Source organism: Kitasatospora cathayae (genome assembly GCF_027627435.1).
In the GTDB taxonomy this organism is placed as follows: Bacteria; Actinomycetota; Actinomycetes; order Streptomycetales; family Streptomycetaceae; genus Kitasatospora; species Kitasatospora cathayae.
This window is the reverse complement of sequence record NZ_CP115450.1, coordinates 3,362,068-3,387,886: the sequence shown is the minus strand read 5'-3', so window position 1 is coordinate 3,387,886 and position 25,819 is coordinate 3,362,068. Positions and strand designations below refer to the sequence as shown.

Below are 25,819 nucleotides of genomic sequence, written 5' to 3'. Positions count from 1 at the left end.
CCCTTCATCGAGCAGGAGTTCCGCCATGTCCCTACCTCGTCGCGCCCTCGTGACCGCCGCCGGCGCGCTCGCCGCCGCCCTCGTCCTGGCCGGCTGCGGCAGCGGCGCCACGGGCGCCTCGGCGGAACTCGCCCCGGCCAAGGGCAGCACTGCACCGAACGGCACCGTGGTGAACCTGTCGCCCGAGCAGAACCGGGTGACCACGCCCAAGGTCGAGGCGATCGCCGCGCTGGTGCCGGAGGAGATCAGGCGAAGAGGCACGTTGAAGATCGTCGACTCCCTCGGCACCACCCCGCCGCTGGACTTCTACGCCGACGACGACAGGACGATCATCGGCGTCGAGCCGGACATCGCCTCGCTGGTCGGCAACGTGCTCGGCCTCAAGGTCGAGTTCAACCCGGTCTCCTGGGAGAACATCTTCGTCGGCCTGGACAGCGGCAAGTACGACGCGGGCCTGTCCAACATCACCGTCACCGAGGAGCGCAAGGAGAAGTACGACTTCGCCACCTACCGGCTGGACGTCCTCGGCTTCGAGGCGAAGAAGGGCAGCGGCATCAAGGTCACCGGCCCCAAGGACCTGGCCGGCCGGTCCGTCGGCGTCTCCACCGGCACCAACCAGGAGAAGCTGCTGATCGCCTGGAGCGAGGAGAACGTCCGGAGCGGCCTCAAGCCGATCGACATCAAGTACTTCTCCGGCACCGAGTACTACCTGGCGCTCTCCTCCGGCCGGATCGACGTCTTCACCGGCCCCGATCCCAGCCTGGCCTTCCACGCCGTGCAGACCGGCGAGACCGAGGTGGTCGGCACCTACTCGGGCGGCGGCGCGGACGTCCTCGGCAAGATCGGGGCGACCACCCGCAAGGACAACGGGCTGGTCAGGGCGCTCAACGAGGCGCTCAACGAGGTGATCAGGAACGGGACGTACGGGCAGGTGCTGAAGCGCTGGGGCCTGGAGACCGAGGCGGTGCAGACCTCCGAGATCAACCCGCCGGGCCTCCCCAAGCCCAAGCCGTAGGACCGGCCCGAGTCGTAGAACAGGCCCTGTTTCGTTCACCCGTTCGTCCCCGCCCGCCGCTATGGTGACCCCTCCGACCCTCCGGCGGCGAACGCCGCACGGCCGCGGTCGAGTTGGGGGAGGGCATGCACAAGGGCGAGGTGCTCGGCGGTCGCTTCCGGCTGGACGAGTGGCTGGGCAAGGGCGGCTTCGGCGTGGTCTGGCGGGCGACCGACACCGTGCTGGACCGGCCGGTCGCGGTGAAGCTGCTGCTGGCCGAGCACGCCGCCGACCGGGAGGCCGTCGGGCGGTTCGTCCGCGAGGCCAAGCTGGCCGGCAACCTGTCCCACCCGCACATCGTGACGGTGCACGACTACGGCCGGGTCACCGACACCACCGGGGAGATCCACTACCTGGTGATGGAACTGGTCCGCGGCCGCCCGCTCGCCGCCGTCCTCAAGGCCGGCCTGCCCGACCACGGGCGCGCGCTCGGCTGGATGGCGCAGGTCTGCGAGGCGTTGGACGCCGCGCACCGCAGCGGGGTCGTGCACCGGGACATCAAGCCCGAGAACGTGATGATCACGGACGGCGGGGACCGCGCCAAGGTGCTGGACTTCGGCATCGCCCGGCTGCTCACCCAGTCCACCGGGCTCACCTCGACCGGCAACGTGGTCGGCACCGTCCCGTACCTGGCGCCCGAGTGCTGGTCCGGCGGCACCGTGGACGGCCGGGCCGACCTCTACGCCTTCGGCGTGATGCTGTACGAGGTCAGCACCGGCCGGCGGCCGTTCCGCGCCGACTCGCCGTACGAGTACATGCACAAGCACATGGAGGAGACCCCGCCCCGAGTGCGCGGCAAGGACCCGGCGCTGGCCGAGCTGGTCGCCAGGCTGCTCGCCAAACGGCCCGCGGACCGCCCGGCCGACGCCGCCGAGGTGCTGGAGCGGCTGCGCCGGATCCGGCCCGGGATGCTGCGGCCGGACGACCCCAGCCCGGAGCAGCTGCGCCGCCGGGCGGACCTGGCCTGGCAGCACGGCGTCGAGGGCCGGGCCGGGGAGGCCGTGGACATCCTGGCGCAGCTGGTGCCCGACTTCGCCCGGATCTGCGGCCCGGCCGACCCGCGCACCCTGCGCACCTGCCACGACCTGGCCCTCTGGCTGGCCCGGGACGGCAGTCGGGGCACCGCCGTCGCGCTGCTGGAGGCACTGACCGAGGAGCCGGGCGCCGCCCCGGAGGCCCGGGCCGACCTGCGGCGCGACCTCGCGCACTGGCGCCGGGAGGCCGCCCGGCTCGGCCCGGGCCCGGCGCGGACGGCGCTGAGCGCCAGGGTACTGCTCGGCGGAAGCGGAAGCGGAAGCGGAAGCGGAGGCGAAAGCGGGGGCGGGGGCGGAAGTAGCAGCGGCGGCGGCGCGCCGGGCCGCTGAGGCGCCCTTGGCGATCGGGTCGCGCGGGCGGGTGTCAACCGTACGGGCCGCCGATTCGGGACCCCGCGCCATGGTGCGACTTGATGGGAATCCGCCCATCGGGACGGTCTGGTCCACCGGCCCGGGCCGTTGATATACCTCGTTGCCAGACTCGGGAGCGGTGTCCGCGCCGCCCCGGTGAGCTGCGACGAAAGGCTGGTGACGGATCGATGAAGCTCCTCCGCGTCGGACCCCCGGGCACCGAGCGCCCGGTCGTGCTGGGCGAGGACGGCACCGCGTACGACCTCTCCGGGCGGGCCCGCGACCTCGACGGGGCCTTCCTGGCCGGGCTGGACACCGCCGCGCTGGCCCGCGAGGTGGCGGCCGGCGTGCTGCCGGTGGTGGACCTGGACGGCCTGCGGGTGGGTGCGCCGGTGGCCCGGCCGGGCAAGGTGGTCGGCATCGGGCTCAACTACCGCGACCACGCGGAGGAGGCCGGGGCCGCGATCCCGGCCGAGCCGGTGATCTTCCTCAAGCCGAGCTCCACCGTGGTCGGCCCGTACGACGAGGTGCTGGTGCCGCGCGGCGGCGAGAAGACCGACTACGAGGCCGAGCTGGCCATCGTGATCGGCCGCACCGCCCGCTACCTGGACTCGCACGCCGAGGCCGCCGGGGTGATCGCCGGCTACACGATCGCCAACGACGTCACCGAGCGGGCCTTCCAGTTCGAGCGCGGCGGCCAGTGGGACAAGGGCAAGTCGGCGGAGACCTTCACCCCGCTCGGGCCCTGGCTGGTCACCGCCGACGAGGTGGCCGACCCACAGGCGCTGGAGCTGCGGCTCTGGGTCAACGGCGAGCAGCGGCAGCACGGCAACTCCGCGGAGATGATCTTCCCGGTGCTCGAACTCGTCCGCTACACGAGCCAGTTCATGGTGCTGGAGCCCGGCGACGTGATCGTCACCGGCACCCCGGCCGGGGTCACCCTGGGCCGTCCCGGCACGCCCTTCCTCGCCCCGGGCGATGTCGTCGAGATCGAGATCGACGGCCTCGGCCGCCAGTGCCAGGTGCTCGGCAAGGCGTAGTCGCCGGGCCGCCCCGACCCTTGGCACGGGGGTCGGGAACGCTAGGGCGTACCGAGCACCGCCCGCAGCCGCTCGGCGCGTTCCGCCCGCGGACCCTCGAGCGCGAGCAGCCCCGCCAACACCTCCGCCGTCTGCGGATCGTGCAGCGCCGTCGCCGCCGCCATCGCCGTGAACTGGTCCACCAGCCAGTCCCGCAGCCCGTCCACCGGCAGCGTGCGCCCCTCGTCCAGCCAGCTCAGTGACGCCCCCTCGACCACCGCGATCCACGAGCGCACCAGCAGTGTCAGCCGCGGCCCGGCCTCCCGCACCCCCAGGTGCCGCAGGGTCCGCTTGAGCGCCGCCCGCCGGACGTCGTCCACGATCGCCGAGGTCCGGGCCGTCTCCACCACCGAACCGCCGCGCAGCAGCGCCGAGTAGCCCGCGTCGTGCTCGGCCACGAAGGCGAAGTAGCCGTCCAGCGCGGCCGCCAGCTGCTCGGACGGCGTCCCGGTCAGCGGCACGGCGAACCGGCTGGTCAGCTCGTCCGCCGCGGTGCGCAGCGCGGCCTCGTACAACTGCTGCTTGCCGCCCGCGAAGTAGCGGTAGACCAGGGGCCGGGAGGCGTCGGCGGCCTCGGCGACGTCGTCCAGGCTGACCTCCTCCGGCGGCCGGTGCGCGAACAGCTCCAGGGCGACGGCGATCAGCTGTTCGCGCCGCTGTTCGACCGGCAGCCGGCGGTAGCCGGCGCGGCGCGGGCGCGGCTCGGGGGCGGCCGGGGCGGGCACCGGTCCGGTTGCCGTGGTGGGGCGGGCTTCCATGGAGCCTCAGCGTAATGGTCGTCGGACCGATCGGGGCCGGTCGGGCGCGGGATCCTTCCGAACGGGTGTTTGCGCCGCCACGGTGCCGAAACGGTGTCACCACCGCGGCCCGACCCCGCGTCAGATCCCCGCCCGCAGCAGGTCAACGGTCGATGACGGAGGGCTTGCAATCGGCCCCGGCGACGCGATGATGTCCGGATGGCTGAAGAACTGATCAACTCCGACGGCGACACCCCCCGCCGCATCGCCGACGGTTACGTCCAGGCCCTGGCCGACCTCGACCCGCTGACCGCCGTCTACCTCGGCCTCAACCCCGAGGACGACCGGCTGCCCGACCTGTCCCCGGCCGGGGCCGAGGCGGTCGCCGATCTCGCCCGCCGCACCCTGGCCCGGCTGGACGAGGCCGAGCGGGCGGGCGCCGCCGACGACGAGGCCGAGCGCCGCTGCGCCCGGCTGCTGCGGGAGCGGCTGACCGCCGAACTCGCCGTCCACGACGCCGGGGAGAGCTACCGCGCGGTGCGCAACCTGGGCTCCCCGGTGCACAACACCCGGGAGGCCTTCACCCTGATGGCCACCGGCACCGAGGCCGAGTGGCGGCTGATCGGCCGTCGGCTGGCCCGTTTCCCGCTGGCGTTGGAGCAGTACCGGCGGACCCTGGCCGAGGGCATCGAGCGCGGTCTGCTGTCCGGCCCGCGCCAGGTGGAGACGGTGGTCGGTCAGTTCGGCGAGTGGCTGGCGGGGGAGATGCCCGGCGGCTGGTTCGGCGAGTTCGTCAAGGACGCTCCGGAGGGCGTGCGCGCCGAGCTGTCCGAGCACGCGGTGGCCGCCGCCGAGGCACTGGCCGCGCTGCGCGACTGGATGCGCGACGTGTACGCCCCGGCCGCCGCAGGGACCCCGGACACCGCCGGCCGGGAGCGCTACGGCCGCTGGGTGCGCTACTGGACGGGTGCCGACCTGGACCTGGACGAGGCGTACGCATGGGCCTGGAGCGAGTTCCACGACCTGCTCGCGCAGATGGAGGCCGAGGCCGAGAAGGTCCGCCCGGGCGCCGGCCCGATGGCGGCGATGAAGTGGCTGGAGACGGACGGCCCGGCGATCGAGGGCGCCGAGGCCGCCCGGGAGTACCTGCAGGGCCTGATGGACCAGGCCGTCCGGGACCTCCAGGGCACCCACTTCGACCTGGCCGAGCCGGTCACCCGGGTCGAGTCGCGGATCGCCCCGCCCGGCAGCGCCGCCGCGCCGTACTACACCCAGCCCGCGCTGGACTTCAGCCGCCCCGGGCGGACCTGGCTGCCGGTGCTCGGCGAGGAGCGCTTCCCGGTCTGGGACCTGGTCTCGACCTGGTACCACGAGGGCGTCCCGGGCCACCACCTGCAGCTCGCGCAGTGGGTCTACGTCGCCGACCGGCTCTCCAGCTACCAGGTGAGCCTCGGCGGGGTGAGCGCCAACCTGGAGGGCTGGGCGCTGTACGCCGAGCGTCTGATGGACGAGCTCGGCTACCTCACCGACCCCGGTCACCGCCTGGGCTTCCTCAACGCCCAGATGATGCGGGCGCTGCGGGTCATCGTGGACATCGGCATGCACGTCGGCCTGGACTTCCCGGCGGACTCCCCGTACCGGCCGGGTGAGCCGGTGAGCCCGGAGCACGCGCGGGAGTTCTTCGGCCGCTACTGCGGGCTGTCCGCCGACTTCCTGGACAGCGAGCTGGTCCGCTACCTGGGCCTGCCGGGCCAGGCGATCGGCTACAAGCTGGGCGAGCGCGCCTGGCTGCGCGGCCGGGCGGCGGCGCGGGCGGCGCACGAGGCGCGCGGCGAGGAGTTCGACCTCAAGGCCTGGCACATGGCGGCGCTCTCGCAGGGCTCGCTGGGGCTGGACGACCTGGTCGCGGAGCTGTCGGCGCTCTGAGGGCGGTAGGGCGCTCGAAGGACCAGGGCCCCGGGACTCGTCGTGAGCCCGGGGCCTGGTCCGGGCCGCCGACGTCCGTGCGGAGGCGGGGGCGGAGCGGCCAACGCCCGACTGACGACGGGTGATTGAAAGTTTGCAGTAAGGCCTTGCAGCCAACCTCCGGCGCCTGCTTGACTCCTGGCCACCGTCCGGGGATCAAGGAGGCGCCGTCGTGCCGCAGCAGTCCGAGCAGCAGCAGTCCGAGTCAGCGGAGTTCGACCTGCTCGTGGTGGGCGGTGTGGGCGTGGACACCGTCGTCCGGGTCGAGCGGCTGGAGATCCCGCCCGGTGACTCGCGGTTCGTCGAGCCGGTGCGCGACTACGTCGGCCACACCGGCAACGGCGTGGCCCTCGGCGCCCATCACCTCGGCCTGCGCACCGCCCTCCTGGACTTCCTCGGCGACGACCCCCAGGGCGAGCTGGTCCGCACCGCCTACCGCCGCCACGGACTGCACTTCGCCCACCTGGTCAGCCCGTACGGCACCCCGCGCGGGGTCAACCTGGTGGACGCGGACGGCCGCCGGTTCTCCTTCTTCGACGGCCGCCACCCCGCCGGCCTTCGGCTGCCGCGCGAGTTCCACCTCCCGTACGTCGAGCGCAGCCGGCACGTCCACCTCTCGATCACCGGCGTCAACCGGGACATGTACGGCGACCTCCACCGGCTCGGCCGCACCACCTCCACCGACCTGCACGACTGGGACGGCGAGAACCCGCACCACCGCGACTACGCGCTCGGCTCCGACCTGGTGTTCCTCTCGGTGGCCGGCTGCCGCGGCCGGCACGAGCAGGTGATGCGCGCGATCCTCGCCGAGGGCCGCGCCACCGTGGTCGTCGCCACCGCGGGCGCCGAGGGCTGCCACCTGCTCACCCGCGAGGACGGCGTCCTGCGCCAGCTGCCCGCCGTCGACCCGGGCCGCCCGGTGGTGGACACCAACGGCGCCGGGGACGCCTTCGTCACCGGTTTCCTGTACGCCTGGTTCCGCGGCCACCCGCCGCTGGAGTGCGCCCGGGCCGGTTCGGCCGCCGGGGCGTTCGCCTGCACCACCGCCGGGACGCACACCGCCTTCATCGAGGCGTCCGCTTTGGATACGCTCCTGGGTCGGTGACCGTTTTCTCATCGAGATCCAAGCCTGACGCAACAAACTTTCCAGGCTGAGGCGTCATAGTCATTGACCGAACCAGACGCCATCGACCACTGCAGGAGAGAGACAGGCATGGGTCAGCACCGCCGCCAGAGGTCGCGCCGCCACCGTCTGCTGGCCCCTTCGCTGTTCACCGCGCTGTCCGCCGTCGTGGTGGCCGCGGTGGTGGCCGGGACGCACGGGTTCGACCTGTCCGACGCCACGGCCGCCGGGAAGGAGGCCCGCAGCGCCCGGGCCGTCGCGCCCGCCCCGGCCGCCACCACGGCGGCGCCCGCCTCGCCCGGCCCGGCCGCGGACACCACCCCGAGCGGCAGCCCGACTCCGACCGCCGCGCCGACCCCGACCGCCTCGCCGACCCCCGCGGACAGTCCGTCGGCCACTGCCGCCGCCCCCGACCTGCACAACGTCGCTCTGGGGACGACCGCCCCCGCCCCCGCCGACAACCGGGAGACCGCCACCGTCGGCGCCCTGTTCAGTGGCTCGGTCGCGGCCGGCAACCACTTCTGCACCGCCAGCGTGCTGCACAGCGACACCGGCAACCTGCTGCTGACCGCCGCGCACTGCCTCACCAGCACCGACGGCGTGACCTTCGTCCCCGGCTACCGGGACGGCTCCGCCCCGTACGGCACCTGGCGGGTGACGGCGATCCACACCGCCGCCGGCTGGTCCCAGAAGGGCGACGTGGACGAGGACTTCGCGATCCTGGAGACCGCCCCCAGCAACGGCCGCAAGGTCGAGGACGTGGTCGGCGGCAACCGGCTGGGCACCGACGAGCCCTTCGGCGCCACCGTCCGGCTCTACGGCTACCCGGCCGACGCCGAGGTGCCCAGCCTCTGCACCAACACCACCGCCCAGCAGAGCGCCTACCAGCGCGTCATCCGGTGCCCGTCCTACCCGAGCGGCACCAGCGGCGGCCCGTGGATCGACACCGCCACCGGCGACGTGGTCGGCACCATCGGCGGCTACCAGCAGGGCGGCGACACCGACGACACCTCGTACGGCGCCTACTTCGACCACACCATCGCCGACCTGTACACCCAGGCCGAGGCCGCCGCCTCCTGAGCCGCCCGGCCGGACCGCCCCCGCCCGGGCACTCGCCCCCTCGCCTCCGGACCGCTCCGACCCGGTGCCGACACTCTCCCCCAGCCTGGCGGCTGGGAGGTGCCCCCACGCTCCGGCGCTCCTTCGTCGCTGGTCGCTCGTCCCTTTCGGCACCGGCGCGGCCTTCGGCCCGGGCGGGGCCGCCGAACCGCCCTCGGAACATGACGAAGGCCCAGATCCGTGGATCAACTCCACTGATCTGGGCCTCAGTTGCACTCCCTGCGAAGTGCCCCCGGTAGGATTCGAACCTACGCACCCGCCTCCGGAGGGCGGTGCTCTATCCCCTGAGCTACGGGGGCCTACTGGCCTGTCGGCCGCTCGCGCGTTCCGACGTGATGAACACTACCAGGCTTCGAGGGCGGTCCGTGCACGGGTTTCCGGAAAGATCGTCCGGGCGGCCCCGGAGGCCCGGTGGGCGGAAGTGCCCAAAGGCCGGACGGGGCGGCGGGGCCGCCGATACCCTCGGTGAGGTGTCGGGAGTGTCCGGGCGGGTCCTCGTGGTGGACGACAGCGAGGTGATCCGCCAGCTGATCAGGGTCAACCTCGAGCTGGAGGGCTTCGAGGTGGTGACCGCCGCCGACGGCGCCGAGTGCCTGGAGGTCATCCGCCGGGTGAAGCCCGACGTGGTGACGCTGGACGTGGTGATGCCCCGGCTGGACGGCCTGCGGACGGCCGCCCGGCTGCGCGCGACTCCGGACACCCGTGGACTGCCGATCGCGATCGTGAGCGCCTGCACTCCGGCGGACCTCGACCTGGGGGAGACGGTCGGCGTGGACGGCTACCTCGGCAAGCCCTTCGACCCCGCCGACCTGGTGGCCCTGGTCCGCCGCCTGATGCGGGCCGGCGAACGGCCCGGCGGGTTTCGCCCTGAGCGAACAGAGCGGACGGATCGCGGCTGAGACCCCCGAGTGGACGGCGCGGTGGCCCCTCCGGGTGTCTCAACCGGCAAACCGGGTGGCGGGCGGGTACCCCGTCTCGCCTACGCTTGGCGTCGTGACCCCCGCAGACCTTTCCCAGGCAATCCAGGCCGCAGTGAGCTCCGCCGTCGAGGCGGGCGAGCTGGCCGTCGCCGTGCCCGAGCACGTGACGGTCGAGCGGCCCAAGAACCGGGACCACGGCGACTACGCGACGAACGTGGCCCTCCAGCTCGCCAAGGCGGCCGGCAAGCCGCCGCGAGCCGTTGCCGAGGTGCTGGCCGACCGCCTGCGAGGGATCACCGGCGTCGCCGAGGTCGACATCGCCGGTCCGGGCTTCCTGAACATCACCCTGGACACCGCCACCGCCGGCGCGCTCGCCCGCACCATCGTCGAGGCGGGGGAGGCCTACGGCCGCAACGAGGCGCTCAAGGGCCTGCGGATCAACCTGGAGTTCGTCTCCGCCAACCCGACCGGCCCGATCCACATCGGCGGCGTCCGCTGGGCCGCGGTCGGCGACTCGCTGGCGCGCGTGCTGCGGGCCTCCGGCGCCGACGTCACCACCGAGTACTACCTCAACGACGCCGGCGTGCAGATCACCAAGTTCGCCGCCTCCCTGCAGGCCGCCGCGAACGGCCGCGAGGTGCCCGAGGGCGGCTACGTCGGCGAGTACATCGTCGACATCGCCAAGACCCTCACCGACGCGATCCCGGGCGTGCTCGACCTGCCCGAGGCCGAGCAGCTGGAGGTCTTCCGCACCGAGGGCCTCAAGCTCATGGTGGCCGAGATCAAGCGCTCGATGGACGAGTTCGGCACCCACTTCGACGTGTGGTTCTCGGAGAAGACGCTGCACGACTCCGGCGCCGTCGAGAAGGCCATCGACCGGCTGCGCGAGCAGGGCCACGTCTTCGAGCAGGACGGCGCGGTCTTCCTGCGCACCACCGACTTCGGCGACGACAAGGACCGCGTCCTGATCAAGGCCGACGGCGACAAGACCTACTTCGCCGCCGACGCCGCGTACTACCTGTCCAAGCGGGACCGCGGCGCCGAGGTCGCGCTCTACATGCTGGGCGCCGACCACCACGGCTACGTCAACCGCCTCAAGGCCATCGCGGCCTGCGCGGGCGACGACATGAACCGCAACATCGAGGTGAGGATCGGCCAGTTCGTGAAGATGCTTCGCGACGGCGAAGAGGTCCGCATGTCCAAGCGGGCCGGCAACATCATCACGATCGACGACGTGGTCGAGTGGATCGGCGTCGACGCCGCCCGCTACACCCTGGCGCGCTCCTCCACGGACTCCACGATCACGCTGGACATCAACATCCTGACCAGCCAGACCAACGAGAACCGGGTCTACTACGTCCAGTACGCCCACTCGCGGATGTGCGCGGTCCAGCGCAACGCCGACGAGCAGGGCATCACGCGCGGTGCGGCCGAGGACTTCAAACCGGAGCTGCTGGCCACCGAGTGGGAGTCCGACCTGCTCGGCCACCTCGGCGAGTTCCCGCGCGTGCTGGCCGCGGCCGGCGAGCTGCGCGAGCCGCACCGGGTCGCCGTGTACCTGGAGGACCTGGCCGCCAAGTACCACCGCTTCTACGACAACTGCCGCATCCTGCCCCGGGGCGACGAGGAGGTCACGGACCTCACGCGCGCCCGCCTCTGGCTGGCCGACGCCACGCGCACGGTCATCGCCAACGGCCTCACGCTCCTGGGCGTGACGGCGCCCGAGCGGATGTAGGCACCACCCCCCCAAGCGCACCAGCGGGGGCGGCTGACGGTCAACGGCGACCGTCGCCGCCCCTCGCCATAGGTCTCGAAGGACACTGAGAGCATGAGTCGCTCCGCACACCCCGCAGGTCCCCGCCACGGCGACGTCCTGCCCGAGGGCCACTACCAGGCCCCGCCGGCCGACCTGAACGCGCTCGACCCCAAGGTGTGGTCGCGCACCGTCGCCCGCGACGCCGAGGGCGTGGCCACCGTCGGCGGGATCGACGTCAAGCGGCTGGCGGCCGAGTTCGGCACCCCGGCCTACGTGCTGGACGAGGACGACTTCCGCACCCGGGCCCGCGCCTGGCGGGACGCCTTCGGCGCCGACGCGGACGTCTACTACGCCGGAAAGGCCTTCCTCTCCAAGGCGATCGTCCGCTGGCTGCACGAGGAGGGCCTCAACCTCGACGTGTGCAGCGTCGGCGAGCTGGCGGTGGCACTGGCCGCCGGGATGCCGCCGGAGCGGATCGCGCTGCACGGCAACAACAAGTCGGTGGACGAGCTCGAGCACGCGGTGAAGACCGGTGTCGGGCACATCGTGGTCGACTCCTACGAGGAGATCGAGCGCCTGGCGGCGATCGCCGCCCGCCAGGGCGTGCGCCAGCCGGTGCTGATCCGGATCACCGTCGGCGTCGAGGCGCACACCCACGAGTTCATCGCCACGGCGCACGAGGACCAGAAGTTCGGCCTGTCGCTGAACGGCGGGGCCGCCGCCGAGGGGGTGCGCCGGGTGCTCGGCCACGACAGCCTGGAGCTGCGCGGCATCCACTCGCACATCGGCTCGCAGATCTTCGACATGGCCGGCTTCGAGGTGGCGGCCCGCCGGGTGGTCGGCCTGCTGGCCGGGATCCGGGACGAGCACGGCGTCGAGCTGCCCGAGATCGACCTCGGCGGCGGCCTCGGCATCGCGTACACCAGCGAGGACGACCCGCGGGAGCCTGCCGAGATCGCCGCCGCGCTGGCCGAGATCGTCCGCCGCGAGTGCGCCGCCGCGAACCTGAACGCCCCCCGGCTGAGCGTGGAGCCGGGCCGGGCGATCGTCGGCCCGACCGCGTTCACGCTGTACGAGGTCGGCACGGTCAAGCCGCTGGAGGGCCTGCGCACCTACGTCAGCGTGGACGGCGGGATGTCCGACAACATCCGCACCGCGCTGTACGACGCCGAGTACTCGGTGGCCCTGGTGTCACGCACCAGTGACGCCGAGCCGATGCTGGTCCGGGTGGTCGGCAAGCACTGCGAGTCCGGCGACATCGTGGTCCGGGACGCCTTCCTGCCGGCCGACCTGGCCCCGGGCGACCTGATCGCGGTGCCCGCCACCGGCGCCTACTGCCGCTCGATGGCGAGCAACTACAACCACGCCCTCAAGCCCCCCGTGCTCGCCGTCAGGGACGGTGCGGCGCGGGTGATCGTCCGGCGCGAGACGGAGGAGGATCTCCTGCGCCTGGATATCGGATGACGAAATTCTCGTCTCAGATCATGGAACGACCGTAGATCCGTCCGGCAAGTCCCCGAGACTGGTACGGACCGAAGTTTCCGGCGGGCCCCGAAAACCGCCGGAAATACCGAAGCACGAAGAATGCAGAGCGGAGTCGGATGATGCGTACGCGCCCGCTGAAGGTGGCGTTGCTGGGTTGTGGTGTGGTGGGCTCCGAGGTGGCGCGCATCATGACGACGACGGCCGACGACCTCGCCGCTCGCATCGGTGCCCCGGTCGAGCTCGCCGGGATCGCGGTCCGCCGGGCCGGCCGGGTGCGCCCCGGGGTGCCCGAGCACCTGATCACCACCGACGCCGAGGCCCTGGTGGGCCGGGGCGACATCGACGTCGTGGTCGAGGTGGTGGGTGGGATCGAGCCCTCCAAATCGCTGATCCTGTCCGCCTTCAAGCAGGGTGCCTCGGTGGTCAGCGCCAACAAGGCGCTGCTCGCCCAGGACGGCACCGAACTGCACGCGGCGGCCGCCGCGGCCGGCGTGGACCTGTACTACGAGGCCGCGGTGGCGGGCGCGATCCCGCTGCTGCGCCCGCTGCGCGAGTCCCTCGCCGGGGACGAGGTCAACCGGGTGCTGGGCATCGTCAACGGCACCACCAACTTCATCCTCGACAAGATGGACACCACCGGCGCCGGCTACTCGGAGGCGCTGGAGGAGGCCACCGCGCTCGGCTACGCCGAGGCCGACCCGACCGCCGACGTGGAGGGCTTCGACGCCGCCGCCAAGGCCGCGATCCTGGCCGGCATCGCCTTCCACACCAAGGTCACCGCGGCGGACGTCTACCGCGAGGGCATCACCGAGGTGACCGCCGCCGACATCGCCTCCGCCAAGGAGATGGGGTGCGTGGTCAAGCTGCTCGCGATCTGTGAGCGGGCCGCCGACGGCGAGTCCGTCACCGCGCGGGTCCACCCGGCGATGATCCCGCTCTCGCACCCGCTGGCCTCCGTCCGGGAGGCGTACAACGCGGTGTTCGTCGAGGCCGAGGCGGCCGGCCGGCTGATGTTCTACGGCCCGGGCGCGGGCGGCTCGCCGACCGCCTCCGCGGTGCTCGGCGACCTGGTCGCGGTCTGCCGCAACAAGCTGGCCGGGGCCACCGGTCCGGGCGACTCGGTGTACACCCGGCTGCCCGCCAAGCCGATGGACGAGGTGGTCACCCGCTACCACGTCAGCCTGGACGTGGACGACCGGGCGGGCGTGCTCGCCCAGGTCGCGTCCGTCTTCGCCGAGCACGGCGTCTCCATCGACACCGTGCGCCAGCAGGGCCGCGACGGCGACGCCTCGCTCGTCGTGGTCACCCACCGTGCCACCGACGCCGCGCTGTCGGCGACGGTCGACAAGCTCCGCGCGCTGGACAGCGTGCGGGACGTGGCCAGCATCATGCGGGTCGAAGGGGAATAAGGAACCAGCCATGAACGCCGTTGCCGAGAACGTCGTCCGAGGCGCGCACACCCACCAGTGGCGCGGCCTGATCGAGGAGTACCGGGACCGCCTGCCGGTCACCGCGGCCACCCCGGTGGTCACCCTGCTGGAGGGCGGCACGCCCCTGGTGCCCGCCCAGGTGCTCTCCGAGCGCACCGGGTGCGAGGTCTACCTCAAGGTCGAGGGCGCCAACCCGACCGGCTCCTTCAAGGACCGCGGGATGACGATGGCCATCTCCAAGGCCAAGGAGGAGGGCGCGCAGGCCGTCATCTGCGCGTCCACCGGCAACACCTCGGCCTCCGCCGCCGCGTACGCGGTGCGGGCCGGGATGGTCTCCGCGGTGCTCGTGCCCCAGGGCAAGATCGCGCTGGGCAAGATGGGCCAGGCGCTGGTGCACGGCGCGAAGATCCTGCAGGTCGACGGCAACTTCGACGACTGCCTGACACTGGCCCGCGAACTGTCCGAGAAGTACCCGGTCGCCCTGGTCAACTCGGTGAACCCGGTGCGGATCGAGGGTCAGAAGACGGCGGCCTTCGAGATCGTCGACATGCTCGGCGACGCCCCGGACATCCACGTCCTGCCGGTCGGCAACGCGGGCAACATCACGGCGTACTGGAAGGGCTACCGGGAGTACGCGACCGACGGGATGGCCGCGCGCACCCCGCGGATGTGGGGCTTCCAGGCGGCCGGCTCGGCGCCGATCGTGGACGGCGCGCCCGTCCTCAAGCCGCAGACCATCGCCACCGCGATCCGGATCGGCAACCCGGCCTCCTGGGACTTCGCGCTCGCCGCGCGGGACGAGTCCGGCGGCCTCATCGACAAGGTGACGGACCGTCAGATCCTCGCCGCCTACCGGCTGTTGGCCGCGCAGGAGGGCGTCTTCGTGGAGCCCGCCTCGGCCGCCTCGGTGGCCGGTCTGCTGGCCAAGGCGGAGGCCGGCCTGGTCGACCCGGGCCAGCGGATCGTCTGCACGGTGACCGGCAACGGCCTCAAGGACCCGGACTGGGCGGTGGCCGGCGCGCCGCAGCCGCAGGTCGTCCCGGTCGACCCGGAGACGGCCGCCCGGCGGCTCGGACTGCTGGACTGACGACGGGGTCTGACGCTTCGACGGGCCGACCCTTTCGGGGGCGGCCCGTCAAAGTTCTCCGCTGACTCTTTTGGTCAATTCCGCTGCGCATTCCGATCCGATTCCGCCCCTCTCCCTGACCGAGCGGGGTGTGCATTCCGGCCAGAACCGGCAACACACCAGATCGAAGGCCCACGGGGTGTACCACTGGGGAACCTCTCTTCGATACTCTGGGTTCGGCCGTGTGGCACATGCCCCGGGCCCGTCCTGGTACGGGCCGCGCCGACGACTGTGACCGCCAGGCCCGAGGGGCCCGCGGCCCTTTCCCCCACCCTCGCACCGACGACGCGCTCCGCGCCGCCCGATTTCCCCAGGAGAGTCCACCGCATGGCCGGTCCTGCGTTCCGTGCCGCCGCCGTCCGGGTCAGGGTTCCCGCGACCAGCGCCAACCTCGGCCCGGGCTTCGACGCCTTCGGGCTCGCGCTGGGTCTGTACGACGACGTGGTCGTCCGGGTCGCCGACTCCGGCCTCTCCGTCGACATCGCCGGCGAGGGCGCCGAGACGCTGCCCCGGGACGAGCGCCACCTGCTGGTCCGCTCGATGCGGGCCGCCTTCGACCGGCTCGGCGGCCAGCCGCGCGGCCTCGAAGTGGTCTGCGCCAACCGGATACCGCACGGCCGCGGCCTGGGCTCCTCCTCGGCCGCCATCTGCGCCGGCATCGTGGCCGCCCGCGCGGTCACCATCGGCGGACCGTCCGCGCTGGACGACGACGCGCTGCTGGCCCTCGCCTCCGAGCTGGAGGGCCACCCCGACAACGTCGCGGCCTGCCTGCGCGGCAACTTCACCATCGCCTGGACCGACGAGGAGTCGGCCAAGGCGGTCGCCCTGGAGCCCTCCGAGCAGGTCGTCCCGGTGGTGTTCGTCCCGGCCGGCGAGGTGCTCACCGAGACCGCCCGCAGCCTGCTGCCGAAGACCGTCCCGCTGGCCGACGCCGCCGTCAACGCGGGCCGGTCCGCGCTGCTGGTGGAGGCGTTGACCCGGCGGCCCGAGCTGCTCTTCGCCGCCACCGAGGACCGGCTGCACCAGGACTACCGCGCCTCCGCGATGCCGGACAGCGCCGCGCTGGTCGGCGCGCTGCGCGCGGAGGGCGTCCCCGCGGTCGTCTCCGGGGCCGGCCCGACCGTGCTGGCGCTCACCGACGAGGCGGGCGTCGACAAGGTGCTCTCCTTCGCCGGGCACCACGGCCACGGCGGCGACCCGGCGTTCGCCGCGCACCGGCTGGGCATCGACCGGACCGGGGCCACCGTGCTCCCGCTGGACGTCTGAGCAGCTCGTTCGGCCCTGCGGCGAGCCGGGCCGTCCGGACACGATTGGCAGGCCCGAGGTCGGGGAATGTCTGAGGGGGTCGGTAGTGTTAACCTCATTGCTGCACCAGGTGCCCTCCGGGGCTCGGTGCGCCGCGTCCCGATCCCAGCACTCCACGGCCGTGGAGTCGTGGCGATGTCCGGGGCGACGATTCTCCGGGAGCCCACCGCAGCGCGTACGCAGCCTGCCTGCGCGACATGCGGCCGCATCCCGAAGCCGTGACGGCACCTGACTCCCACCCGCGGCCTCCAACCTCGAGGCCAGGACGGGCGGAGCACGGGTCACCGTCACGCGACGGGGGCCCGGGATTCGCAGGCAGCGTGGGGGCAACGCCCTCTGGGGAGGTCGACACACGACCGGCCCACGCGCCACCTCAGCACCACCGTGCTTCATGCACCGCACCTCGCAGCTCTCCCTCGACGGGCTCCCGCCATTCGAGGGACCACCGCCTCGGACCGACGCAGTCGAGCGTTGGTCAGGACAGCACAACCGGTCGCCGAGCCAGACAGGCCGACGTCCGCTCCAGGGAAGGACCCTTAGTGAGCGACTCCACCGATCTGATGGGCGCGCGCCCGGACGCCGATGCGTCGGACGCGGCCGCCGCCGCCCCCGCCGCCCCGCGCCGCCGCCGCAGTGCCGCCGCGGGCCTGGACGGCATGGTCCTCGCCGAGCTGCAGAAGCTCGCCGCGGACCTGGGCATCACCGGTACCGGACGCCTGCGCAAGAGCCAGCTGATCGAGACCATCAAGGAGAAGAGCGGCGGGGACCCGCTGCTCGCCGCCGGTGGCGCCCCGGCCGCCAAGCGCACCGCCGCCAAGGCGGAGGCCGAGGCCCCCGCCGAGAAGCCGGCCCGCCGCAGCAAGGCCGCCGCCGCTGCCGCGGCGCCGACCGCCGAGGCCCAGATCGAGATCCCGGTCCAGGCCGCCGCCGAGACCGCCGCGCCCGCCCGGGCCGAGCGCACCCGCCGCCGCGCCACCTCGGCCGCCGGCGCCCCTACGGCTCCGGCCGCCGAGGCCGCCGGCGAGGCCGCCACCGTCGCGGTGGTCGAGCCCAAGCAGGCCGAGCGTCCGGCCGAGACCCGCGGCTTCGAGGGCCGCGAGGAGGGTCGCGAGACCCGTCGGGACCGCCGCGAGCGCCGTGACCGCCGCGACGCGGGCGAGCGCACCGAGCGCCAGGACGGCGCCGAGGCCCAGGCCGGGCAGGACGGCGAGGGGCGCGAGTCTCGTCGCGACCGCCGCAACCGCCGCGAGCGCGCCGACCGCCAGGGCGGCCAGCAGGGCCAGCAGCAGGGCCAGGGCGACGGCCAGCAGCGCCGCGAGGGCGGCCAGCAGGTCCAGCAGCCGCAGGCCCAGCAGGGCGGCTACGACGACGACGAGTTCGGCGAGGGCCGTCGGGGCCGTCGCGGCCGCTACCGGGACCGTCGGGGCCGTCGCGGCCGCGAGGGCTTCGAGACCGGTGCCGTCGAGCCGCAGATCGGCGAGGACGACGTCCTGATCCCGGTCGCGGGCATCCTCGACATCCTCGACAACTACGCGTTCGTGCGCACCTCCGGCTACCTGCCGGGCCAGAACGACGTCTACGTCTCGCTCGCCCAGGTCCGCAAGAACGGCCTGCGCAAGGGTGACGCCATCACCGGTGCGGTGCGTCAGCCGCGCGAGGGCGAGCGCCGCGAGAAGTTCAACGCCATGGTGCGGCTGGACTCCGTCAACGGCATGGACCCGGAGACCGGCCGCGGCCGCCCCGAGTTCAACAAGCTCACCCCGCTCTACCCGCAGGAGCGGCTGCGCCTGGAGACCGACCCGGGCGTGCTGACCACCCGGATCATCGACCTGGTGTCGCCGATCGGCAAGGGCCAGCGCGGTCTGATCGTGGCGCCGCCGAAGACCGGCAAGACCATGGTGCTGCAGGCGGTCGCCAACGCGATCACCCACAACAACCCCGAGTGCCACCTGATGGTCGTCCTGGTCGACGAGCGTCCGGAAGAGGTCACCGACATGCAGCGGTCGGTGAAGGGCGAGGTCATCTCCTCGACCTTCGACCGCCCGGCCGAGGACCACACCACCGTCGCCGAGCTGGCCATCGAGCGCGCCAAGCGCCTGGTGGAGCTGGGCCACGACGTGGTCATCCTGCTGGACTCGATCACCCGCCTGGGCCGCGCCTACAACCTGGCGGCGCCGGCCTCCGGCCGCATCCTGTCCGGTGGTGTCGACTCGACCGCGCTGTACCCGCCGAAGAAGTTCTTCGGTGCCGCGCGCAACATCGAGAACGGCGGCTCGCTGACCATCCTGGCCACCGCGCTGGTCGAGACCGGCTCGCGGATGGACGAGGTGATCTTCGAGGAGTTCAAGGGCACCGGCAACATGGAGCTCAAGCTCGACCGGAAGCTCTCGGACAAGCGCATCTTCCCGGCCGTCGACGTGGACGCCTCCAGCACCCGCAAGGAGGAGATCCTGCTCGGCAACGAGGAGTTGGCCATCGTCTGGAAGCTGCGCCGGGTGCTGCACGCGCTCGACTCGCAGCAGGCGATCGAGCTGCTCCTGGACAAGATGAAGCAGACCAAGAGCAACGCCGAGTTCCTGATGCAGATCGCCAAGACCACCCCCGGCTCCGGCGACTGACCGTAGCCGCAGGGCTGATCGAGCACGGAACCCCGGATCGCGCGAGCGGTCCGGGGTTCCGCGCGTTCGGGGCCGTTTGTTCCAGAGGTGGGACAACTTGGGAGTTTTCGATCTTCTTGTCCGATTTACTCTGGACCGTATGGCCGAGCACAAGAGGGTCCCGAGTCGCCGCCGCAAGGTCCTGCTGGTGGCCGCCTGCGCGTTCGTCGCGCTCGTCGTCGTCGGTGCCGGGGCGGCCGGGTGGGCGTACCTGAAGCTGAACGGCAACATCAAGAGCGTCGACATCGACTCCCGCCTCGGCGACGCCCGGCCTCCGGCCGCCACCGACGGCTCGTTCAACATCCTGGTACTGGGCTCCGACTCACGGGCCGGCGCGAACGGCGACCTGGCCGGCGGGAGCACCGGTGACTCCGCCCGCTCCGACACCGCGATGGTGGTGCACGTCAGCCAGGACCACTCCCGGGCCTCGATCGTCTCGATCCCGCGCGACACCCTGGTCGACCGCCCGCAGTGCACGGACGGCGCCGGCAAGACCGTCCAGGCCGTCAAGCGCGCCATGTACAACAGCGCCTTCGAGACCGGCGGCGCGGCCTGCGCGGTCAAGACCACCGAGCAGCTCACCGGGCTGCGGATGGACCACTACCTGCAGGTGGACTTCGCCGGCTTCGCCCGGGTCGTGGACGCGATAGGCGGGGCCACCGTGACCACCACGGTGGCCATCCACGACAAGGACAGCGGGCTCGACCTGCCGGCCGGGCAGCACCACCTCGACGGGCAGCAGGCGCTGGCCTTCGTGCGCACCCGGCACGGCGTCGGCGACGGCAGCGACCTCGGCCGGATCGAGCTGCAGAAGCAGATGGTCAAGTCGCTGCTCCAGCAGGCCGGTGGGATCGGGCTGTTCTCCGACCCGGTCAAGCTGTGGTCGATCGGCGACACCATGACCAGGAGCATCACCACCGACTCCGCGCTCGGCTCGGTGAACTCCCTGGTGGGGCTGGCGCAGGAGCTCAAGGGGATCGGGCCGGACCAGCTGACCATGGTCACCCTGCCGGTGATGACCGCCCCCGCCGATCCCAACCGGGTGGTCGAGCAGCAGCCGCAGGCCGGGACCGTCTGGGCGGCGCTCAGGGCCGACCAGCCGGTCCCGCGGTCGGTCGTCTCCGCCCAGCCGGAGAACCCCGCCCAGGCGGCCCCCACCGCGTCCCCGAAGGCCACGGAGAAGGCCACCGGGAAGGCCGACGCCGTACGGTGAGACGGCGCCCGGAATATCCCCCGGAATAAGCCGCAGCCGGACCCGGTTTGGGAAGATGCGGCCGGTCCTGGCAGACTGGACCGTCGGTCCCGGTTCACGTGCGGCACTCCAGCCGCCGACCCGGTGCCCTCCCGAACTATAGGAGAACCCCTTGAAGTCCAACGTTCACCCGGAGTACGTGGTCACCCGCGTGACCTGCACCTGCGGCGCCGAGTTCACCACCCGCTCGACCGAGACCAGCGGCGAGATCCGCGCCGAGGTCTGCTCGCAGTGCCACCCGTTCTACACCGGCAAGCAGAAGATCCTCGACACCGGTGGCCGCGTCGCCCGCTTCGAGGCCCGCTTCGGCAAGCAGCACAGCGCGAAGGCCTAGCGCTCCCTCGGCGCCGGTTCCCGGTGCCCCCGTACTCGTGTCGGGGGCGCTGGGAACCGGCGCCGTTCGCGTCCCAGCGCGCGTTCCGCGGCTCCACCGCTCCGTCCCCCCGCACACACGTTCCGATTCCCCGGGAAGAAGGCCACCCCATGTTCGAGGCAGTCGAAGAGCTCCTCGTCGAGCACGCCGACCTCGAGACGAGGCTGGCCGACCCGTCCGTCCACGCCGACCAGGCCAACGCCCGCAGGCTGGCCAAGCGGTACGCCGAGCTGACCCCGATCACCCGGGTCTACCGGCAGTGGCGACAGGCCGGCGAGGACATCGAGGCCGCGCGCGAACTCGCCGCCGAGGACCCGGAGTTCATCTCCGAGGTGAAGGACTCCGAGGCGCGCCGCGACGAACTGACCGAAGAACTGCGGCTGCTGCTCGTCCCGTGCGACCCGAGTGACGACAAGGACGTCATCCTGGAGATCAAGGCGGGCGAGGGCGGCGAGGAGTCCGCGTTGTTCGCCGGCGACCTGCTCCGGATGTACCTGCGCTACGCCGAGCGGATCGGCTGGAAGACCGAGATCATCGACTCCAACGAGTCCGACCTCGGCGGCTACAAGGACGTCTCGGTGGCCGTCAAGACCAAGGGCAACGCCGAGCCCGGCCAGGGCGTCTGGGCCCGGCTGAAGTACGAGGGCGGCGTGCACCGCGTGCAGCGCGTCCCCGCCACCGAGTCGCAGGGCCGCATCCACACCTCCGCGGCGGGCGTGCTGGTCACCCCCGAGGCGGAGGAGGTCGAGGTCGAGATCCTCGCCAACGACCTGCGGATCGACGTCTACCGCTCCTCCGGCCCCGGCGGCCAGTCGGTCAACACCACCGACTCCGCGGTCCGGATCACCCACCTGCCGACCGGTATCGTGGCGTCCTGCCAGAACGAGAAGAGCCAGCTGCAGAACAAGGAGCAGGCGATGCGCATCCTGCGTTCGCGGCTGCTGGCCGCCGCGCAGGAGGAGGCCGAGCGCGAGGCCTCGGACGCGCGTCGCAGCCAGGTCCGTACGGTGGACCGCTCCGAGCGGATCCGGACGTACAACTACCCGGAGAACCGCATCTCGGACCACCGCACGGGGTTCAAGGCGTACAACCTGGACCAGGTCCTGGACGGCGAACTGAACGCGGTGATCCAGTCCTGCGTCGACAAGGACGCGGCGGCCAAGCTCGCCGCGGCCCAAGAGAACTGAGACCGGCGCGCCCCAGCCCGACGCAAGCCTGAAGCCGGAGCGCAGAAACAAGAGGTCGTACGGATGAACCTGCTGCTCGCCGAGGTGGCCCAGGCCACCCAGCGGTTGGCCGCGGCCGGCGTGCCGTCGCCGCGCTTCGACGCGGAGGAACTCGCCGCCTACGTCCACCACGTCAAGCGCAGCCAGCTGCACACGGTGAAGGACGCCGACTTCGACGCCCGCTACTGGGAGGCGGTCTCGCGCCGCGAGGCGCGCGAGCCGCTGCAGCACATCACCGGGCGGGCGTTCTTCCGCTACCTCGAACTGGAGGTCGGCCCCGGGGTGTTCGTGCCCCGGCCGGAGACCGAGACGGTCGTCGAGTGGGCGATAGACGCGGTGCGCGACATGGACGTCGCCGAGCCGCTGGTGGTCGACCTGTGTTCCGGCTCCGGCGCCATCGCGCTCGCCCTGGCCCAGGAACTTCCGCGCTCCACCGTGCACGCCTTCGAACTCGACGAGGGAGCGCTGGAGTACACCCGGCGCAACATCGAGGCCAGCCCGGACCGGGCCAGGGTCACCCTGCACGCCGGGGACGCCACCAAGGCCTTCGAGGACGACCGCTCCTGGGACGGCCGCTTCGACCTGGTGATCTCCAACCCGCCGTACATCCCGCTCACCGAGTGGGAGTACGTCGCGCCGGAGGCCCGCGACCACGACCCGCAGATGTCCCTGTTCTCCGGCGAGGACGGCCTGGACACCATCCGCGGCATCGAGCGGGTGGCCGCCCGGCTGCTGCGCCCGGGCGGCGCGGTGGTGATCGAGCACGCCGACCAGCAGGGCGGGCAGGTGCCGTGGATCTTCAACGAGGAACGCGGCTGGACGGACACCGCCGACCACCGTGACCTGAACAACCGGCCGCGCTTCACGACCGCCCGGAGGGTCGGGTCGTGAACATCGAGCGCAGTACGACCGCCCGGAGGGTCGGGTCGTGAACATCGAGCGCAGTACGACTGCTCGTGAAGCCGCGCTGTGAAGACCGCAGTGAACGTGATGAGCCATTCCGGAAGGGGACCGTACCGATGAGCCGCCGCTACGACTGTGCCGACGCCGGGGACCGCGCCACCGGCCTGCGCGAGGCCGCCTCGGCCATCCGCCGCGGCGAACTCGTCGTGCTGCCCACCGACACCCTCTACGGCGTCGGCGCGGACGCCTTCTCCCCGGAGGCCGTCGGCGACCTGCTGGCCGCCAAGGGCCGCGGCCGCAACATGCCCTCGCCCGTCCTGGTCGGCTCGCCGACCACCCTGCACGGCCTGGTCACCGACTTCTCCGAGCAGGCCTGGGAGCTGGTCGACGCCTTCTGGCCCGGCGGCCTCACCCTGGTCGCCCGGCACCAGCCGTCGCTGCGCTGGGACCTCGGCGAGACCCGCGGCACCGTCGCGGTCCGGATGCCGCTGCACCCGGTCGCCATCGAGCTGCTGAACGCCACCGGCCCGCTCGCCGTCTCCAGCGCCAACAAGACCGGCGGGCCGTCCCCGGCGACCTGCGACGAGGCGCAGGCCCAGCTCGGCGACGCGATCTCGGTCTACCTGGACGGCGGGAAGGCCGACCACGCCACCGCCTCGTCCATCGTCGACGTCACCGGGAAGGTCCCGGTCCTGCTGCGGGCCGGCGCGATCAGCATCGAGCAGCTGAGGGAGGTCGTCCCCGACCTGGAGGCCGGAAGTTGACGCCCACCGCCTCGCTCCATGACGGGCCCGGCATAGCGCCGTACCTGAGCGTGGGTCCCAGGCCGCTGGACCACTTCCGGATCCTGTTCGTCTGCACCGGCAACATCTGCCGCTCGCCGATAGCCGAGCGGCTCACCCGGCGCGAGCTGGACACCCGGCTCAACCCCCGGGTGGCCGGGCGGATCCTGGTCGAGAGCGCCGGCACCTGGGGCCACGAGGGCGCGCCGATGGAGGACCACGCCGCGACCGTGCTCAACGAGTACGGCGCCGACAGCGGCGGCTTCACCGGCCGGGAGTTGCTGGACGAGCACGTGGTCGAGGCCGACCTGGTGCTCACCGCGACCCTGGACCACCGCGCCCAGGTGATCTCGATGGGCCACGAGGCGGGGCTGCGCACCTTCACGCTGAAGGAGTTCACCCGCCTGGTGCGGACGATCGACCCGGGCACCCTGCCCGACCCGCGCCGCGGTGCCGACGTCACCGAGCGGGCCCGTGCCCTGGTCCGGGCGGCCGCCGCGCTGCGCGGCTGGCTGCTGGCCGCGACCCCGGAGTCGGACGAGGTGGACGACCCGTACGGGGCTCCGATCGGCATGTTCCGCAACTGCGGCGAGGAGATATTCCACGCGGTCGACCCGGTGGTCACCGCGCTCACCGGCGTCCAGGCGCCCCGCTAGGCACCCGTTCGGACGGGCCGGAGACCTCTTCGGACGGCCCCTGGGGCCGAACGGCCCTGCGCCGCCGAGCCGGGCGGCCGCGACGGTCCTACGCTGGGTGGACCGTCCCTGCAGCGCCCGGGAGCCCTGCCATGACCGTCACCGATGCCGCCTCCGGCTCGACCGCGACGACGAAGGGGCGCCCGTGGGCGTCCGAGGCGTTGCACCGGGCGGATCCGCAGATCGCCGACCTGCTGGCCGCCGAGGCCGAGCGCCGCGCCGAGACGATCCAGCTGCTGGCGGGGGAGAACCTGACCAGCCCCGCCGTCCTGGCGGCGCTGACCGGTCCGCTGATCGACAAGTACGCCGAGGGCTATCCGGGCCGCCGGCACCACACCGGCTGCGCGCTGGCCGACGCCGCGGAGCTGCTGGCGATCGACCGGGCGCGCCAGCTGTTCTCCGCCCCGCACGCCAACGTCCAGCCCAGGTCGGCGACTTCGGCGATGCTGGCGGCCTACGCGGCGCTGCTGCGGCCGGGTGACGGGGTGCTGGCGATGTCGCTGGAGCACGGCGGCCACCTCAGCTGCGGTTCGCGGGCCAACTTCTCCGGCCGCTGGTTCGACTTCACCGGCTACGGCGTGCGCGAGGGCGACGGCCTGATCGACCTCGACCAGGTGCGCGAGCTGGCCCGGATGCACCGCCCGAAGGCCATCGTGGCGGGTTCGATCTCCCACCCCCGGCACCCGGACTGGGCGGCCTTCCGGGAGATCGCCGACGAGGTGGACGCCTATCTGATCGCCTCCGTCGCGCAGACCACCGGCCTGGTCGCGGCCGGGCTGGCGCCCTCCCCGGTGCCGTACGCGGACGTCACGGTGGCGGCCACCCACAAGCTTCTGCGCGGTCCGCGCGGGGGCCTGCTGCTGTCCACCGCGGAGCTGGCCGAGCGGATCGACCGGGCGGTGTTCCCGTTCAGCCAGGGCGGTGCGGCGATGAACGAGGTGGCGGGCAAGGCGGTGGCCCTCGCGGAGGCCGGGAAGCCCGCCTACCGGGCGTACGCGGAGCGGACGGTGTCCGGGGCGCAGGCGCTTGCCAGGGGGCTCGCAGAGGCCGGTATGCGCCCTCTGACGGGCGGTACCGACACCCATCTGGTGACCGCCGACGTGAGCCCGCTCGGCGTGACCGGCGCGGAGGCGGAACGGCGCTGCGCGGCGGCCGGGTTGCTGCTCGGCAAGTGCGCGCTGCCGTACGACCCGGCGCCGGCCGCCGAGGCCTCCGGGATCCGGCTCGGCACGGGCACGGTGACCAGCCAGGGGATGGGCGTGGCGGAGCTGTCCGAGATCGCCGGCCTGATCGCCCGGCTGCTCTCCGGGCAGGCGCCCGGGCCGGTCGCGGCGCGGGTCCGGGAGCTGGCGGCGGCCTTCGCGGAGCGGAGCTGAGGGACGCGATCGAGCGGTGCCGCCCACGGGTAACCGGATCTCTTACCCGGGAGGGCGAACCGCGATGCACG

General features: G+C 72.8%; 21 protein-coding genes and 1 tRNA gene. 20 read left to right on the top strand and 2 right to left on the bottom strand.

The window, feature by feature from the left end:
* Window positions 1–25: 25 nt before the first annotated feature.
* The 3 genes from O1G21_RS14860 to O1G21_RS14850 all read left to right on the top strand — a co-directional run bounded on the left by O1G21_RS14860 (window position 26) and on the right by O1G21_RS14850 (window position 3,479).
* On the top strand, window positions 26–1,015 hold the full coding sequence (locus O1G21_RS14860; RefSeq protein ID WP_270144062.1) for an ABC transporter substrate-binding protein: 990 nt from the start codon (window positions 26–28) through the stop codon (window positions 1,013–1,015).
* A 125-nt stretch (window positions 1,016–1,140) separates the two neighbouring features.
* Window positions 1,141–2,418, top strand: a complete 1,278-nt coding sequence (locus O1G21_RS14855) for a serine/threonine-protein kinase (RefSeq protein ID WP_270144061.1) — start codon at window positions 1,141–1,143, stop codon at window positions 2,416–2,418.
* Window positions 2,419–2,627: 209 nt separating this feature from the next.
* Window positions 2,628–3,479, top strand: coding sequence for a fumarylacetoacetate hydrolase family protein (locus tag O1G21_RS14850; protein WP_270144060.1), 852 nt, complete (start codon window positions 2,628–2,630; stop codon window positions 3,477–3,479).
* Window positions 3,480–3,520: 41 nt separating this feature from the next.
* On the opposite strand, the gene O1G21_RS14845 is transcribed toward O1G21_RS14850, so the two are convergent.
* Window positions 3,521–4,276, bottom strand: coding sequence for a TetR/AcrR family transcriptional regulator (locus O1G21_RS14845; protein WP_270144058.1), 756 nt, complete (start codon window positions 4,274–4,276; stop codon window positions 3,521–3,523).
* A 198-nt stretch (window positions 4,277–4,474) separates the two neighbouring features.
* On the opposite strand from O1G21_RS14845, the gene O1G21_RS14840 reads away from it, so the two are divergent.
* From O1G21_RS14840 to O1G21_RS14830, 3 genes are all read left to right on the top strand, one after another.
* Window positions 4,475–6,181 carry a DUF885 domain-containing protein gene (locus O1G21_RS14840; protein ID WP_270144056.1) on the top strand — a complete coding sequence of 569 codons (1,707 nt, stop codon included), beginning with the start codon at window positions 4,475–4,477 and terminating at the stop codon, window positions 6,179–6,181.
* 211 nt (window positions 6,182–6,392) lie between these two features.
* On the top strand, window positions 6,393–7,325 hold the full coding sequence (locus O1G21_RS14835) for a carbohydrate kinase family protein (protein ID WP_270144054.1): 933 nt from the start codon (window positions 6,393–6,395) through the stop codon (window positions 7,323–7,325).
* Between the two features lie 108 nt (window positions 7,326–7,433).
* A complete protein-coding gene (locus tag O1G21_RS14830; protein ID WP_270144052.1) occupies window positions 7,434–8,423 on the top strand; it encodes a trypsin-like serine peptidase in 990 nt (329 codons plus the stop codon).
* 266 nt (window positions 8,424–8,689) lie between these two features.
* Here O1G21_RS14830 and O1G21_RS14825 read toward each other — a convergent pair.
* Window positions 8,690–8,761, bottom strand: a tRNA-Arg gene (locus tag O1G21_RS14825).
* Window positions 8,762–8,941: 180 nt separating this feature from the next.
* Here O1G21_RS14825 and O1G21_RS14820 point away from each other — a divergent pair.
* The 14 genes from O1G21_RS14820 to O1G21_RS14755 all read left to right on the top strand — a co-directional run bounded on the left by O1G21_RS14820 (window position 8,942) and on the right by O1G21_RS14755 (window position 25,748).
* On the top strand, window positions 8,942–9,361 hold the full coding sequence (locus tag O1G21_RS14820) for a response regulator (RefSeq protein ID WP_405000805.1): 420 nt from the start codon (window positions 8,942–8,944) through the stop codon (window positions 9,359–9,361).
* Window positions 9,362–9,455: 94 nt separating this feature from the next.
* A complete protein-coding gene (gene argS / locus O1G21_RS14815; RefSeq protein WP_270144049.1) occupies window positions 9,456–11,117 on the top strand; it encodes an arginine--tRNA ligase in 1,662 nt (553 codons plus the stop codon).
* A 93-nt stretch (window positions 11,118–11,210) separates the two neighbouring features.
* Window positions 11,211–12,602, top strand: a complete 1,392-nt coding sequence (gene lysA / locus O1G21_RS14810) for a diaminopimelate decarboxylase (RefSeq protein ID WP_270144047.1) — start codon at window positions 11,211–11,213, stop codon at window positions 12,600–12,602.
* Window positions 12,603–12,739: 137 nt separating this feature from the next.
* Window positions 12,740–14,032: a homoserine dehydrogenase gene (locus tag O1G21_RS14805; RefSeq protein ID WP_270144045.1), complete on the top strand. Its 1,293-nt coding sequence runs from the start codon at window positions 12,740–12,742 to the stop codon at window positions 14,030–14,032.
* Between the two features lie 10 nt (window positions 14,033–14,042).
* Window positions 14,043–15,140 carry a threonine synthase gene (thrC, locus tag O1G21_RS14800; RefSeq protein WP_270144044.1) on the top strand — a complete coding sequence of 366 codons (1,098 nt, stop codon included), beginning with the start codon at window positions 14,043–14,045 and terminating at the stop codon, window positions 15,138–15,140.
* Window positions 15,141–15,506: 366 nt separating this feature from the next.
* The gene (gene thrB / locus O1G21_RS14795) at window positions 15,507–16,445 is read left to right on the top strand and encodes a homoserine kinase (protein ID WP_270144042.1); all 939 of its coding nucleotides are present in this window, start codon (window positions 15,507–15,509) and stop codon (window positions 16,443–16,445) included.
* Window positions 16,446–17,023: 578 nt separating this feature from the next.
* Entirely contained in the window at window positions 17,024–19,102 is a 2,079-nt protein-coding gene (gene rho, locus O1G21_RS14790; RefSeq protein ID WP_270144040.1) for a transcription termination factor Rho, read from the top strand.
* Between the two features lie 139 nt (window positions 19,103–19,241).
* Complete coding sequence (locus tag O1G21_RS14785; RefSeq protein ID WP_270144039.1) at window positions 19,242–20,354, top strand: LCP family protein; 1,113 nt, start codon at window positions 19,242–19,244, stop codon at window positions 20,352–20,354.
* 151 nt (window positions 20,355–20,505) lie between these two features.
* Window positions 20,506–20,727 (top strand): 50S ribosomal protein L31, encoded by a 222-nt coding sequence (gene rpmE / locus O1G21_RS14780; RefSeq protein WP_030235761.1) that lies wholly within the window; start codon window positions 20,506–20,508, stop codon window positions 20,725–20,727.
* Window positions 20,728–20,876: 149 nt separating this feature from the next.
* The gene (gene prfA / locus O1G21_RS14775) at window positions 20,877–21,953 is read left to right on the top strand and encodes a peptide chain release factor 1 (RefSeq protein WP_270144035.1); all 1,077 of its coding nucleotides are present in this window, start codon (window positions 20,877–20,879) and stop codon (window positions 21,951–21,953) included.
* A gap of 63 nt (window positions 21,954–22,016) precedes the next feature.
* Entirely contained in the window at window positions 22,017–22,883 is an 867-nt protein-coding gene (gene prmC, locus O1G21_RS14770; protein WP_270144033.1) for a peptide chain release factor N(5)-glutamine methyltransferase, read from the top strand.
* A gap of 128 nt (window positions 22,884–23,011) precedes the next feature.
* Entirely contained in the window at window positions 23,012–23,659 is a 648-nt protein-coding gene (locus tag O1G21_RS14765) for an L-threonylcarbamoyladenylate synthase (protein ID WP_270144032.1), read from the top strand.
* A gap of 32 nt (window positions 23,660–23,691) precedes the next feature.
* A complete protein-coding gene (locus tag O1G21_RS14760; RefSeq protein ID WP_270151001.1) occupies window positions 23,692–24,333 on the top strand; it encodes an arsenate reductase/protein-tyrosine-phosphatase family protein in 642 nt (213 codons plus the stop codon).
* Window positions 24,334–24,464: 131 nt separating this feature from the next.
* Window positions 24,465–25,748: a serine hydroxymethyltransferase gene (locus O1G21_RS14755; RefSeq protein WP_270144030.1), complete on the top strand. Its 1,284-nt coding sequence runs from the start codon at window positions 24,465–24,467 to the stop codon at window positions 25,746–25,748.
* The last annotated feature ends 71 nt before the right edge of the window (window positions 25,749–25,819 follow it).

What these genes read in the sequence shown, in the direction of transcription:
- O1G21_RS14860 (WP_270144062.1), top strand. Translation starts at nt 26, where the DNA reads ATGTCCCTACCTCGTCGCGCCCTCGTGACCGCCGCCGGCGCGCTCGCC.
- O1G21_RS14855 (WP_270144061.1), top strand. Translation starts at nt 1,141, where the DNA reads ATGCACAAGGGCGAGGTGCTCGGCGGTCGCTTCCGGCTGGACGAGTGG.
- O1G21_RS14850 (WP_270144060.1), top strand. Translation starts at nt 2,628, where the DNA reads ATGAAGCTCCTCCGCGTCGGACCCCCGGGCACCGAGCGCCCGGTCGTG.
- O1G21_RS14845 (WP_270144058.1), bottom strand. Translation starts at nt 4,276, where the DNA reads ATGGAAGCCCGCCCCACCACGGCAACCGGACCGGTGCCCGCCCCGGCC.
- O1G21_RS14840 (WP_270144056.1), top strand. Translation starts at nt 4,475, where the DNA reads ATGGCTGAAGAACTGATCAACTCCGACGGCGACACCCCCCGCCGCATC.
- O1G21_RS14830 (WP_270144052.1), top strand. Translation starts at nt 7,434, where the DNA reads ATGGGTCAGCACCGCCGCCAGAGGTCGCGCCGCCACCGTCTGCTGGCC.
- lysA (WP_270144047.1), top strand. Translation starts at nt 11,211, where the DNA reads ATGAGTCGCTCCGCACACCCCGCAGGTCCCCGCCACGGCGACGTCCTG.
- O1G21_RS14805 (WP_270144045.1), top strand. Translation starts at nt 12,740, where the DNA reads ATGATGCGTACGCGCCCGCTGAAGGTGGCGTTGCTGGGTTGTGGTGTG.
- thrC (WP_270144044.1), top strand. Translation starts at nt 14,043, where the DNA reads ATGAACGCCGTTGCCGAGAACGTCGTCCGAGGCGCGCACACCCACCAG.
- thrB (WP_270144042.1), top strand. Translation starts at nt 15,507, where the DNA reads ATGGCCGGTCCTGCGTTCCGTGCCGCCGCCGTCCGGGTCAGGGTTCCC.
- O1G21_RS14785 (WP_270144039.1), top strand. Translation starts at nt 19,242, where the DNA reads ATGGCCGAGCACAAGAGGGTCCCGAGTCGCCGCCGCAAGGTCCTGCTG.
- prfA (WP_270144035.1), top strand. Translation starts at nt 20,877, where the DNA reads ATGTTCGAGGCAGTCGAAGAGCTCCTCGTCGAGCACGCCGACCTCGAG.
- prmC (WP_270144033.1), top strand. Translation starts at nt 22,017, where the DNA reads ATGAACCTGCTGCTCGCCGAGGTGGCCCAGGCCACCCAGCGGTTGGCC.
- O1G21_RS14765 (WP_270144032.1), top strand. Translation starts at nt 23,012, where the DNA reads ATGAGCCGCCGCTACGACTGTGCCGACGCCGGGGACCGCGCCACCGGC.
- O1G21_RS14755 (WP_270144030.1), top strand. Translation starts at nt 24,465, where the DNA reads ATGACCGTCACCGATGCCGCCTCCGGCTCGACCGCGACGACGAAGGGG.